The sequence below is a fragment of the Microbulbifer epialgicus genome, from assembly GCF_041447265.1.
GTDB classification, from domain to species: Bacteria; Pseudomonadota; Gammaproteobacteria; order Pseudomonadales; family Cellvibrionaceae; genus Microbulbifer; species Microbulbifer epialgicus.
This window is the reverse complement of sequence record NZ_JBGMEK010000035.1, coordinates 1-11,491: the sequence shown is the minus strand read 5'-3', so window position 1 is coordinate 11,491 and position 11,491 is coordinate 1. Positions and strand designations below refer to the sequence as shown.

Genomic DNA, 11,491 nt, shown 5'->3' with positions numbered 1-11,491 from the left:
ACTTTCATAATGTCTCAAGATAAAACTGAAGCTGTATTGAATCCCGTCATGGTAACTGTTATTGCCCATGTCTTTCTTACTATGCAGGATATGGGGATACCCGCGGCCCTTGCTAGGAAGGTAGTGTCTAATGTTTGTTATGACGTAACAGATACTGGCGATGATGCAAAGAGCCTATTTGAAGCTGGTAGGGATCGCGGAATGTGGCTGGATAAAGGTAAGCATGATGCTGATGCAGCCTATTTAACAGCTAAAGGAGAGGGTTCTCCTGACTTCATTACTACGTCAACAATGACTGCTCATGTTGTTCTTGGGGCCTTAGATGCGGGAACACCTCAATTTCTTATCAGCCCGTTGCTGAATAAGCTTTTGGATAGGTTCGCAGAGTCTGATGCTGTACGGGAGAAACTTCTTATCAGCTCCCGTGATATTTGTCTTGAGTTAAATGAAAAGCGGGAAGAGTCCTCTGATGATAACCCTGAAACAGTAGTAGAGCTGGAAGAGACCGGTTCGTAAAACCATCCCTTAATCACTTTCTGATGTCCCATTAACCACACCATTAAAATCTCTTAAAGAGGACTTTAAAAATGTCTGAAGATAAAACTGAAGCTGTAATGTGCGAAGCCATGATCTCTGTAGTTGCCCACCTATTTTGGGCAATGTATAAATCAGGTGCGTCCGGCAAAATATGTAACACACTAATCTCCTATGTCTGTCAGAAATCCACAGATACTCACACGGATGCGGAGGCTTTATTTGAGGCCGGTAAAAAGCAGTCATTAGAAGTTGCGAAGTATGAACTAGGAGAGACTACTTCTGGGCCAAGTGAGCAGAGGGAGTCACCAGCTGGTTTTATAACTACGGCTACGATGATTGCAAAAGTAGCGGCTGCTGGTCTTTGTGTTGGGTTAACACCAGTTAAGATTAGTGAAGTGGTGGACTATCTGATTAAGAAGCACAGCAATTCAAGCGAAAGTGAGCAGAGGCTCCGCGATAAATCAAGAGAAATCAGTTTAGAGTTTCTTCTTGAGGTAGCTGGAAAGCCTTCCGATGATACCCCGGAAATTGAAGTAGAGCTGGAAGCAGCAGATTCATAGCCTTCTTTTCAGTCCTCTTTAAAGCCTCCTCTACCTACTCAGAAAATCCTCCTAAACGTCTTTATTCATTTGAAAGCTAGATCTTTCAGGCTGCCTTCGTTCGCCTTGAATTTGGATGAGGGAGGATGCTGAGTGGGTAGTAAATACCATGGAGTAACTATGGATTTTTTAGCGGCAGTATCCGGTTTTGCATCATGCCTTTTAGGCATTATCTATTTCCTAATACTGTCAAAAGAAAAAGGCTGGGTGAGTATTTCAATTGAAACGGGTGGCTGGAGATTGCTGGTAGTGGGTGTTGGAGTCCTTGCAACGACCTTGGTAATACTCCTTTTCTCCCTGGTAATTGTTCCTTACCTGCTGATGTAAGCCTCTCTCAAATTTAGCAACCGTTAGATAACCAACACTTCACATAAAGGTGATGACCGTGAAGAAAACCAGATTACCTCTTTACAAGATTAAGCATATTGAACGCCTCCATAAAGAGGGTGTTTCTCAAGGCAAAATCGCGAAAGAAGTAAAAGTTTCCACCAGTACGGTGAGCAAATACATATCAACCTTTAAGGCTGCTATCGGCGAATAGTTTGTAAGCCAGCCTTAAAACAACCTAAGGATTAACAGGTATGCCCGATGACAAAGATCCGGTAGAGCAGGAAGAAATTGCTGATGAAAAAGAACAAGCAGAAACCCCTGCACAAACGCAGGGCGATGTTTCGGATGAAGCAGCGGATAAAAAGAAGGGCCGCACACGCAAGAAGAGCAGCGAGACAAAGGACAGCTCAAAGCAGACTAAGGGATCTTCTAAAGAATCTCCAGTCAAAGCAGCAGTCGTTTACATCCCGTGTAATGATTCGGGCGAAAAGCTTCTGGACCGTGTTTGCGTACAAGCTCCTTCAACTGGGAAGCTTCCTACGGGATTCAATTGGAAGGCTTTTCGCTTAATGGAAGTAATTCCCGTCCGCTAATTTTGTTGCCTTAAGGCATAAGCATGGAAGATTTACTAACAGTGCTACGAAAGGAGATTGACCAGAAGATCCCTAGACGCCCAATAGACCCATTTGAGCACGGTCGTAGGGTAGGGAAGATTGAACTCCTTGAGTACATAGAAAACCTTTTAGAACCAAAGAAAGAGGACCACTTACCTAGTGTGCATGAGTGACGACCCACCCGAGTCACCACCACCTCCGCCTCCTCCCGCGCCTCCACCTCAGAACGCTCCCGACCTAAAGATTAAAGCAGTAGCTGAGAAGCGAAAGACTGCACGCCAGCGTCGTAAGTCTAATAAGGCGGGTCTGCGTAAGGATTTGAGTGCGTTGAATATCAATGGGGCGCAGGCTGGTGGTGCGGGTCTTAATATCCCGACAAAGAGTTAATGGAAAATAAACCAAGTAGAAGTCTTGATGCTGAATCACGATACCGAAGGCTAGAGTCCACTCGTAGTGCGTATATCAAACGTGCTGAGCAGTGCGCAGGGCTGACAATACCCGCGCTATTCCCTGTCAATGGGAATGCAGAAACACTGCAAACTCCTTATCAGGGCCTTGGCAGTCGTGGTGTGAAGCATCTTACAAACAAATTAGTAATGGCGTTATTGCCACCTAATACCCCCTTCTTTCAGCTGCTTCTATCTGAGGAAGTAGATGCTGAAGGTACGAAAGGGGAGGTTGATAAAGCTCTTTCAATGATGGAATCAACCATCAAGAAAGAAATTGAATCCAGCCAGCTTAGAAGCCGGTTATATGAAGCCATAAGACAACTAATGGTGGCTGGAAATTATCTTCTGTACTTCGGTCCAGAGGGTGTAAAGGGCTACAGGCTAGACAAGTATGTGCTGAAGCGTGATGGTTTAGGTCGCATTAGTGAGTGCATTATCAAAGAGGTAATCACTCCTGATGACATACCAACTTCAGTCAGAGATGCTGTGCTAGGCCCAACTCAGATTAATCCCGACCCGGAAAAAGAGCTTAATCAATACACAGTTATTAGGCGTGCTGGAAAGCGCTTCAGGGTCTACCAAGAAATCAAAGGCGTCGTTGTACCTGAATCCCGTGGTAAGTATTCAGAAGATACTTTGCCTTGGCTGCCTCTACGGATGATAAGGGTAGATGGTGAAGACTACGGGCGCTCCTATGTAGAAGAGCATTTAGGGGATTTGGTATCCCTTGAAAAGCTCTCACAAGCAATCGTGGATGGTTCGCAAGCCGCTGCAAGGGTGGTATTCCTGATTGAGCAGGGATCAATACTAACACCCGATGCGGTTAAGAAAGCACGCAATATGGACATTCTCAGAGGTAAGAAAGAGGATGTGACTACCATTCAGCTAGACAAATTCCACGATTTTAGAATCGCTTCCGAAACGATTAGCCAAATCAATAGGGAGCTTTCAAACGCATTCCTATTAAACACTTCTGTTCAACGTAACGCTGAGCGTGTAACCGCTGAGGAAATCCGCTTTATGGCTGCTGAGTTAGAGCAAGCCATTGGCGGGGTTTATACGTTATTAGCACTGGAGCTTCAGCTGCCTCTTGTCTCAATCATTATGGAGAGACTTAAACGAAAAGGACGGCTGCCGCAAATAAAGAAAGGTGACATTGAGCCGCAGGTCTTAACTGGTATTGAGGCGCTAGGCCGGTCACAGGAACTAGAGAAGCTGCGTGTCCTACAGAGCTTTATGCAGGCTCTATCTCCTGAGCTAGTACAGAAATATACCCATGTTGATGAGTTTGTGAAGCGCATTGGAGCTGCTTTGCATCTGGATACCAATGACTTGGTTAAAACAACTGAGCAGATAAAGAAAGCAGAACAGCAGGAAGCACTAAGTCAGATGCTTCAGCAAGTGTCGCCAGACTTAATGAAACAGTTTCAAGGAGAAACGATTTAAATGGCCGAAGGCAATACTGGGGTTACGGTGAGTTCTGACCCCCAGAGCAATAACAATAATGGCGGTGCAAATCCCGCTCTGCCAGCTACACCAGCAGTTGATAACAACAGCACAACCCCTCAATTACCAGAAGGTTTCAACTCTGTTGAAGAGCTGGCAACTGCTTATACCCAGCTTAAAGGGTCTCAAGAGCAGAATCCTGAAACCACACCTAAAGGTGATGATAAGGGTAGCGATAAAGATGGTGATGACCTTGCGTCACAGGTTAGTGACCTTCAGAACCGTCTGACTACAAATGAAATCTTCAAAGCTGTTGGTGGCGAAGATAAGTACAGCCAGTTGACTGACTGGGCCTCAGAAAATCTACCTGAAGGTGAGGTTAAAGCATTCAACGATGTGATGGCTTCAGGTAACCAGGAAGGCATGTTGTTTGCTGTACGTGCTCTGCAAGCTATCCATCAAAACACAATGGATCAAGAACCGGTTCTGAACTTTGGAAACAATGCTAAAGGCATGAGCGGCTATCGCTCTCAAGCAGAGTTGAATCAGGCTATTGCAGATCCGCGTTATTACAGCGACCCAGCTTACAGGGAAGAAGTGGAGCATCGTGTAGCTCTCTCCACGTTCTAAACAACCTCCTCATTTAATTAACAAAATCTAGTAAGTCCTCTACATAAATCTAATGCACTTAGCTGTGTAGGGGATTCCTATGTCTATAAGAAGGTAATAAATTTTTTAATGGCATTTCCTACTGACCAAAATGTATCAAATCCCTTGCAAGTAAACAATGCTGGGGATGCTCGCGCACTGGGCCTGAAGCTTTTCTCAGGTGAAGTTTTGAGTGCGTGGCACGCAAATAATATTGCATTAAAGCTTACCCGCAAAAGAACTATTAAATCCGGTAAGTCCGCCCAATTCCCTTTGTTTGGACGCGGCAATGCTTCTTACCATACCCCTGGTAAGTTGATTGAAGCATCAAAAATCCCGACTGTAGAACGTACAGTAACTATTGATGACGTTGCTATCTCTCCAGTATTTATTGCTGATATTGATGAGAAAATCCTCCACTTTGATACTCGCTCTGAATATTCAATGGAGTGTGGCTCTCAACTAGGCGAGCTTGTTGACCGTAATGTATTCCGTATGGTTACTCAGGCAGGTTTGATTACTGACCAAGCTGCAATGACTGCTGCTGGCCTGACTGCGATTACTGGTCAAGAGTATACCCAGCCAATTCAAATGTCTGGCGCAAGTGACCACTTGGATGGTACCAAGATCTATGCGGCCATTGTGAAGGCTGTTACTGAGTTCCGTAAAAAGAATATTAAAGAGAAGCCGGTAGTAGTACTACCTCCTGACCAGTATGCAGCCCTCCTGACTGTACCTTCCGTTGCCAATGCCGTGTGGTTGAACCGTGATGTAGGTGGTACTGGTAGTATCGCTGAAGGCTATGTTCCGAAGGTTGGCGGTGCTCCAATCTACGAGTCAAACCATATTCCTAGCACTGATGAAAGCTCAGGCATCAGCGATCCAGAGCCGCTGGCAGATGTCACTGTTGGTTCCGGTAATGAAGCGAAATATCGCGGTGATTACTCAAACGTAGTCGGATTGGTTTTCTCTCGCTCAGCGGTTGCTACTACTGAGCTTTGGGGTATCAACACTAAGGTAGTGGAAGAGCCTCTCCGCCTTGGTCATACCATCCTGGCTACTCAAGCACTGGGCCACGACATTCTACGTCCTGAGTGTTCCATCCCGCTGCTGAAAGCATAATTTATTGTTAGCTCAATTGGGGGTCTCTTAGGAGACTCCCCTTTTTTTAGGGGATTAAATGACCAAATTAGATGCTGTAAATTACATGTTGGTGGGAATAGGGGAGGCCCCTGTGAACCAACTTGGAGAGGCATTTGCTGATGCCCGAATAGCCGAAACAATCCTCAGTCAAACTAATACCACAGTTCAGGCTAAGGGCTGGTATTTCAATACCGAAAATCACTTCAAGCTTTCACGCAGTTTTTATTCAGAACTTAAGCTTCCTAAAGGAACGCTGTCTGTAGATACAGGCTCTACTGACGTTGTGCAGCGCGGCTTATATCTATATGACAATGTAAATAAAACCAAAAAATTCCAATCAGATATGGTGGTTCATCTGGTGCTGGAGATTGCTTTTGAGGAGTTACCGCATGAGGCGATGATGGCTGTCCTAACCACAGCTACAAGGCGCTTCCAACAGACTACAGTTGGTTCGGTAACACTTGATAAGTTTCTGGAGGAGAATGAGCGTAAGGCTCACATTTCACTACTTCAAAGTGAATCCGAGAATGCCCACCATAACCTTAAAGAGAATCCTGAGTTTAGGTTGAGTTTAAGACGTGATGGTGGTGTTTCCTTTAGCGGAGCCGATGGCTATCTTGCTTCTTTATATACTTCTGGAGGCTCTTAATGTCTTTATTAAGTCAGTCCATCAGAAACCTGATAGGCGGAGTTAGCCAGCAAGAAGAAAAGCTACGTAGTGCTACTCAATGCGAGGACCAAGTAAATTGCAGGAACTCTTTGGTTGATGGGATGGGTAAGCGTCCATGTACGGAGCTGATAAGTACTCTAACAAACCTTGATACCTCTGATGCCAGCGTTCATTTTATTGAGCGTGATGCCAATGAAAGATACATAATGGTAATTACAGATGGCTCAGTACGTGTCTTCAATTCAGATACAGGCGTTGAGTACCCTGTCGTAGATAATGTTCAATCCAATAAGCAGTATCTTAGGCACAGGACAAAAGATAATGTTCAGAACCAGTTTCAAGTGCTTACTACTGCTGATACGTCCATCATCCTCAATAAGTTGGTCCCAGTTGAGCAGGCATACGTTCGGGAGACAGTCTAATGGCCTCTCAGAACGTACTGACAACAATTGAGATAACAATCCCGACATTTGTCACAGCGGCCCTTACACATCATTCTTGTGGTGGTACAGATAAAAACAAAATTGAATACATAGTGGGGCTATCTTCCCCTCAGGTTGTGACCTTAGCTATTGATAAGAATCTCACTGCGGAAAAGTGTGCCCGCTCTTTAGGTGAGGCCCTACGTACTTACTACCCTTCGTACTTGGTTCATATTAAAGGCTCAACCATTTCCATTGTAAGGCCGCGTGGAAGTGACCTGGACATCACTGAAAATAGCCTGCAGAAGAAAAAGAGGCTGGGAAATAGTAACTCTAATACATGGCATAGGTGGCCCTCCTTAGACGATCGCAGTGTCTATGGAAAGTACTATAAGCGCGGTGTTAGTAATAGATTTATAAGGACATATATCCCATGAGTATTGATTGTTCAAAAGTGCCGACTAAAAGTATTGATTCAGTTGTTGTCACTACACGCGATTATGAACCTGGGGAAATATCTACAGAGATTGCTGATGCCGGGCTTGGCTTTGGTGCCTGGGATACCACTAACAACTCCGCTATTGAAGAGGGCTATCTTGAAGATAACCGTTCCCTCTGCTTTGTTAAACAAGCCGATTACGCGACTAAGTACACACTTAAACTTAACGGTACCTCTTGCTCCTATACGACCCCTGAAGCGACCTCAGATAGGGCCAGAGCGGGACTAGCAACAGAGGCTATTACCAGTAGCATCGTATCTGCAATAAACTCAAAAACTGGTTCTCATGGTTGTACGGCAACAAGCTTCGGTTCATATTTCACTGTCCATTCCTCCAACTCTTATACGATCCAAGCAGTGGACTCATTGGGTGGAAAAGCTTTCTTTGCTTTTAAACATAAAGCTCAGAACTTTTCTGACCTCCCTCCTGATGCCCCTGATGGTTTCCGACTGAAAATATTGCCGGAACCGGATGCGGAGGGCGAGGCTTATCATGTTGTTTACAATAAAGAAGGCGGCGTAACCACAGGCACTTGGGAAGAAACGGTAGCCCCTGGTCTCATAAATCAGCTGGATCGTAATACGATGCCTCACTTACTGACCCGTAAGCAGGATGCACAGTATATAAATTCGGACAATCCCTACGGCATTTATTTTGAGTTTTCACATGCTCCCTGGTCAGCTCGTGAAGTAGGGGACTATGCAACAGCTCCATTCCCGAGTTTTACAAGCTCTATTAATTCAGATGGTCAGCTCTCCGCTATCCGCACGATTACCAGTATGGCCTATTTTAAGAACCGTCTTGTATTTGCGACTGATGAAAACTTGGTATTCAGTGAAGCTGGTAATCACTTTAGGTTCTTTCCAACAACAGTTATCCAGCCGCTAGAGTCAGATGCTATTGATATTGCAATATCAAATAACAAAGTCACACCCATTCAGCACATGATTCCTTATGAAAAGGAATTAATTATGTTCTCGGCAAATCAGCAGTACAGCTGTAGTGGAGGCGAGATATTTAGTGCTGAGACGGTTCAAGTTGTCCCAACTACTGGGTACAGAATTGATGTGAATGTGGCCCCGATAAGGGTGGGCGATAAGATTTTCTTCTGTAGCAGAAAGAGGAACTTTAACACTATTTGGGAATACGTCTATGAAGGAGATAAGTGGCGTGCTTATGATATTACTAAGCATGTCCCTAATTATATTGAAGGGTTTGTCCACCGACTTGCTGGTAACTCTACGCAAGATATGTTGTTCGTACTTCCTCGCCTTTCACATGAAGATACGATTGGCTTTATGTACATCTACAACTGGGCTGAGCAAAGGGATGAGAGAGTACAAAGTGCTTGGCAAAAATGGGAATTTGCAGCTGAGGTGCTTGATATAGTCCTTGAGGCAAATTACCTACGCCTCCTTACCAGATATAACGAGGGTGGTGATGTAGAGGCTCCGACCTACATTTATTACTACGAGGGTATGAACTTATCCTATGATCCCCTAGCAGAGGAGCTAGGACACCCGGCCTTAATTGATAGACGTGAAGAGGTCACTGGATTAGGGATAGGTAGTTCCGATTTAGAAGAATGGGATGGGAGAATCGTATTCCAGTTCCAAGGCAGAGCATTTGTAGGGTTTCCCTATGAACAACGCTATGTATTCTCCCGGTTATCTATTCGGGATAGCTCAGGAACGCCGCTGGTAGGAGGACGCACACAAGCACGGCGTATCATCCTGAACTATGCCGATACGAGTCACTTTGTTGTGGCTGCTGAGGTTAGAGGTAGAAGTGACATACGCTCTCAGGAGTTTAATGCCCGTGTTATTGGTTCAGCTGACAACATCATAGGCGAGATTCCAATCGCAGTTGGTGAACTCACATTCCCCGTGATGGGTGAGGCCGACAGATTACGTGTCCACATATCAAACTGGAGCCCCTTTGATGCGGTCTTCTTATCCGCTCAGTGGGAGGCGTTCTATTCGTATAGAGCACGGCGGTTGTAGCTATGTACGACTTAAGGCCCACTTCAACTGTTGATATTAGGAATGTGGCAGGTGACGTTCACCCCCAATATAAAGTTGAGTTGGAGGTATTCGGTAGTTGTTTTGAAAAGCTACTCGCCCGCTGTGTTGAAAGCAGTAGCGAAGCTTTTTCCATTTGGGACAGGAGCGAGCTAATCGGCCTATCTGGGTTTCGCCGAGGTCATCATGGTGTGTTGCCATGGATGGTTCCAACAACTACAAGACCCTCCAATATCAAAGCATTCATGCAAGACTCTAGCGACAGGCTTGCTAGTTACTCTTCCGAGATGCTTTACAACTACATCCATGAAGGGAATAAGACAGCTCGCCGATACGTGAGAGCGTTAGGCTTCTCTGAATGCAGGTTGATTCCTTACTTCAACGACTCGGAACATACTTTTATACAGGTGGTTAAATGGCCGGTGAATTAACTTCTGCGGCTGCCAGTACGGGTAATCCGTATGCAATTGCTGCCGCAGTCGTAGCTGACATGATGATTGCTAACCGCAAAGATAAAAAGTTAGCTAAAGAGAATAGGAAACGGAGAGATGCTGCCGTTGAAAGTGCATCGTTGAATATACGCGAGATGAACCGGGTATTTCAGACTGAGCAGGAGAAATCCGTTGATGACAAGTTGCAAGCAAAGCTCAACATGTTACGTCAGGCTGACAAGGTTAGTCTCAGTGCTGCTGAGAACGGCGTGGGAGGCTTGTCCATTTTCCGCTTAAGGTCATTTGTAGAGGGGCAGGGAAACCAGAATGTCCGCAACATTGATAGGAACCTGGATGATGGTCGTGCCCGCTTGATGATTAATAAGAGAAATGAGAACCGTAGTGTGATGGACCTAATCAACCAGCTGCAGCAGCCGAAAGGATGGAAGCAGAACTTACTTGATATTGCTATAGCAGGGGCTGGCTCCTACACAAACAATGGTGGTTCTGGTCGTGCTGCTCAAAGGAGCAGTGCATCAGGAGGAGCTTCTACCGGTACTTCCGGGGGAGGTACAACATAGCCAGAGTTACACTAGATGCTGTTGTAGGTAAGCAGGGAACCAAAAGAAAAGTTGCTGACTACGCAACTATGACAACACCAGTAGCCCCCCAGCAAAGCGGGCCGGATACAGTTGATCAGCTGATTTCAATGGGCGGTGTTGCCATGAATAGCTGGGCAGATAAATACAACAAGGAGCTAGATGCTGAGAGCTACCTAGCTTCTGAGATGGCTTACAAGGATGCTGAGCAGAACTTTAGAAAAGCTGTTGAGCGCGATCCATCCCTGCTGGACCTAGAGCCAGATGAGCTTTCAAAACAGGCTGCCAGCTTCCTTGATACTTCCCGCGTCCACAATCCCGACTATGCCACGCGCTTGAAGCGGACCTGGGGAGCGCAATCGCGTCAGCAGGCTCTTCAGATGCGGGAGTCAAAGAGGCATGAGGATAAGAAGGGTATCTACAAGGACTATGTACTCCGCTCAATTCCCGAGCTACAGCAAACCTTTAATCAATCCCCCGAAGATGCGGACTTTGCTCTTGGAGCTGTAAAACAACTGGCTTTAAGTGATGGTCTTAGTGAGCAGGAGTTTCTGGAGATCATAGCTGATGTGCAGGCAATGCCAGAGGTTACTGAGAATGACTTCCAAGCGACCGTATTAGCCGACTTGGTATTGGACCGGAAGGATTCACAAGGCCGCTTGATAGGCGGTGATGCACTTCAGCAGAGAATGAAAGCCGCTCGCCAAAGAACCTTGGACCTCAATACCAAGCAGAAGCAAGAAGCTAAGTTGGCCTTTATACATGACTGGGAAACTCAGGTAATACCAGCAGTGCTTTCAGGCCAGATGGCAGAGCCGGGGTATGACTACTTTGGGGGCGTCATTGAGAAGGGAGTTATCACGGGCTCTGAAGCTGACTCTCTGCTGGACATGATAAAGAGTGAGCGGCTTAAGGCTGGCGGGGATACGGCTAAGCATTACCTGCTAAACGCATTCCTTGAAGGCACTCTTAATAAGGAACTTCCAGTTGCAGCGAGTTATAACCAAATCTGGTGTTTGAAGGTTTGAAAAAAAGCGGCGTATCTGGTTGATTTGTTATCGCCAGACAATAAACCAACTAAG

Annotated in this window: 15 protein-coding genes; all 15 read left to right on the top strand. The window is 45.7% G+C overall.

The features are described 5' to 3' along the window. Positions 1–9 precede the first annotated feature (9 nt). The 15 genes from ACCI49_RS14900 (at position 10) to ACCI49_RS14830 (ending at position 11,437) form a co-directional block, all read left to right on the top strand. Positions 10–516 carry a hypothetical protein gene (locus ACCI49_RS14900; RefSeq protein WP_371839836.1) on the top strand — a complete coding sequence of 169 codons (507 nt, stop codon included), beginning with the start codon at positions 10–12 and terminating at the stop codon, positions 514–516. A gap of 71 nt (positions 517–587) precedes the next feature. Continuing rightward, positions 588–1,097 (top strand): hypothetical protein, encoded by a 510-nt coding sequence (locus tag ACCI49_RS14895; RefSeq protein WP_371839835.1) that lies wholly within the window; start codon positions 588–590, stop codon positions 1,095–1,097. A 159-nt stretch (positions 1,098–1,256) separates the two neighbouring features. After that, positions 1,257–1,463, top strand: coding sequence for a hypothetical protein (locus tag ACCI49_RS14890; protein WP_371839834.1), 207 nt, complete (start codon positions 1,257–1,259; stop codon positions 1,461–1,463). Between the two features lie 58 nt (positions 1,464–1,521). Further along, a complete protein-coding gene (locus tag ACCI49_RS14885; RefSeq protein ID WP_371839833.1) occupies positions 1,522–1,677 on the top strand; it encodes a helix-turn-helix domain-containing protein in 156 nt (51 codons plus the stop codon). Between the two features lie 40 nt (positions 1,678–1,717). Beyond that, the gene (locus ACCI49_RS14880) at positions 1,718–2,059 is read left to right on the top strand and encodes a hypothetical protein (RefSeq protein WP_371839832.1); all 342 of its coding nucleotides are present in this window, start codon (positions 1,718–1,720) and stop codon (positions 2,057–2,059) included. Positions 2,060–2,245: 186 nt separating this feature from the next. Continuing rightward, on the top strand, positions 2,246–2,467 hold the full coding sequence (locus ACCI49_RS14875) for a hypothetical protein (protein WP_371839831.1): 222 nt from the start codon (positions 2,246–2,248) through the stop codon (positions 2,465–2,467). After that, on the top strand, positions 2,467–3,975 hold the full coding sequence (locus ACCI49_RS14870; RefSeq protein ID WP_371839830.1) for a portal protein: 1,509 nt from the start codon (positions 2,467–2,469) through the stop codon (positions 3,973–3,975). The genes ACCI49_RS14875 and ACCI49_RS14870 overlap by 1 nt, the downstream gene beginning before the upstream one ends. Further along, positions 3,976–4,605, top strand: coding sequence for a capsid assembly protein (locus ACCI49_RS14865; RefSeq protein ID WP_371839829.1), 630 nt, complete (start codon positions 3,976–3,978; stop codon positions 4,603–4,605). It abuts the gene before it with no gap. Positions 4,606–4,713: 108 nt separating this feature from the next. Beyond that, positions 4,714–5,745 (top strand): major capsid protein, encoded by a 1,032-nt coding sequence (locus ACCI49_RS14860; protein WP_371839828.1) that lies wholly within the window; start codon positions 4,714–4,716, stop codon positions 5,743–5,745. 58 nt (positions 5,746–5,803) lie between these two features. Next, complete coding sequence (locus tag ACCI49_RS14855; RefSeq protein ID WP_371839827.1) at positions 5,804–6,415, top strand: phage tail tubular protein A; 612 nt, start codon at positions 5,804–5,806, stop codon at positions 6,413–6,415. Beyond that, positions 6,415–6,858: a phage nozzle protein gene (locus tag ACCI49_RS14850; protein WP_371839826.1), complete on the top strand. Its 444-nt coding sequence runs from the start codon at positions 6,415–6,417 to the stop codon at positions 6,856–6,858. Before ACCI49_RS14855 ends, ACCI49_RS14850 begins: the two co-directional genes overlap by 1 nt. Continuing rightward, entirely contained in the window at positions 6,858–7,295 is a 438-nt protein-coding gene (locus ACCI49_RS14845) for a hypothetical protein (RefSeq protein WP_371839825.1), read from the top strand. The genes ACCI49_RS14850 and ACCI49_RS14845 overlap by 1 nt, the downstream gene beginning before the upstream one ends. Further along, on the top strand, positions 7,292–9,361 hold the full coding sequence (locus ACCI49_RS14840; RefSeq protein ID WP_371839824.1) for a phage nozzle protein: 2,070 nt from the start codon (positions 7,292–7,294) through the stop codon (positions 9,359–9,361). The genes ACCI49_RS14845 and ACCI49_RS14840 overlap by 4 nt, the downstream gene beginning before the upstream one ends. A gap of 433 nt (positions 9,362–9,794) precedes the next feature. Further along, positions 9,795–10,391 carry a virion core protein, T7 gp14 family gene (locus tag ACCI49_RS14835; protein WP_371839823.1) on the top strand — a complete coding sequence of 199 codons (597 nt, stop codon included), beginning with the start codon at positions 9,795–9,797 and terminating at the stop codon, positions 10,389–10,391. Positions 10,392–10,459: 68 nt separating this feature from the next. After that, positions 10,460–11,437 (top strand): hypothetical protein, encoded by a 978-nt coding sequence (locus ACCI49_RS14830; protein WP_371839822.1) that lies wholly within the window; start codon positions 10,460–10,462, stop codon positions 11,435–11,437. Positions 11,438–11,491: the final 54 nt, after the last annotated feature.

Bases quoted from the DNA above. Each gene is read 5' to 3' on its own strand.
- ACCI49_RS14850 (WP_371839826.1), top strand. From the start codon at position 6,415: ATGTCTTTATTAAGTCAGTCCATCAGAAACCTGATAGGCGGAGTTAGC.
- ACCI49_RS14830 (WP_371839822.1), top strand. From the start codon at position 10,460: ATGACAACACCAGTAGCCCCCCAGCAAAGCGGGCCGGATACAGTTGAT.
- ACCI49_RS14865 (WP_371839829.1), top strand. From the start codon at position 3,976: ATGGCCGAAGGCAATACTGGGGTTACGGTGAGTTCTGACCCCCAGAGC.
- ACCI49_RS14900 (WP_371839836.1), top strand. From the start codon at position 10: ATGTCTCAAGATAAAACTGAAGCTGTATTGAATCCCGTCATGGTAACT.
- ACCI49_RS14875 (WP_371839831.1), top strand. From the start codon at position 2,246: ATGAGTGACGACCCACCCGAGTCACCACCACCTCCGCCTCCTCCCGCG.
- ACCI49_RS14835 (WP_371839823.1), top strand. From the start codon at position 9,795: ATGGCCGGTGAATTAACTTCTGCGGCTGCCAGTACGGGTAATCCGTAT.
- ACCI49_RS14840 (WP_371839824.1), top strand. From the start codon at position 7,292: ATGAGTATTGATTGTTCAAAAGTGCCGACTAAAAGTATTGATTCAGTT.
- ACCI49_RS14845 (WP_371839825.1), top strand. From the start codon at position 6,858: ATGGCCTCTCAGAACGTACTGACAACAATTGAGATAACAATCCCGACA.
- ACCI49_RS14895 (WP_371839835.1), top strand. From the start codon at position 588: ATGTCTGAAGATAAAACTGAAGCTGTAATGTGCGAAGCCATGATCTCT.
- ACCI49_RS14880 (WP_371839832.1), top strand. From the start codon at position 1,718: ATGCCCGATGACAAAGATCCGGTAGAGCAGGAAGAAATTGCTGATGAA.
- ACCI49_RS14860 (WP_371839828.1), top strand. From the start codon at position 4,714: ATGGCATTTCCTACTGACCAAAATGTATCAAATCCCTTGCAAGTAAAC.
- ACCI49_RS14870 (WP_371839830.1), top strand. From the start codon at position 2,467: ATGGAAAATAAACCAAGTAGAAGTCTTGATGCTGAATCACGATACCGA.
- ACCI49_RS14855 (WP_371839827.1), top strand. From the start codon at position 5,804: ATGACCAAATTAGATGCTGTAAATTACATGTTGGTGGGAATAGGGGAG.
- ACCI49_RS14890 (WP_371839834.1), top strand. From the start codon at position 1,257: ATGGATTTTTTAGCGGCAGTATCCGGTTTTGCATCATGCCTTTTAGGC.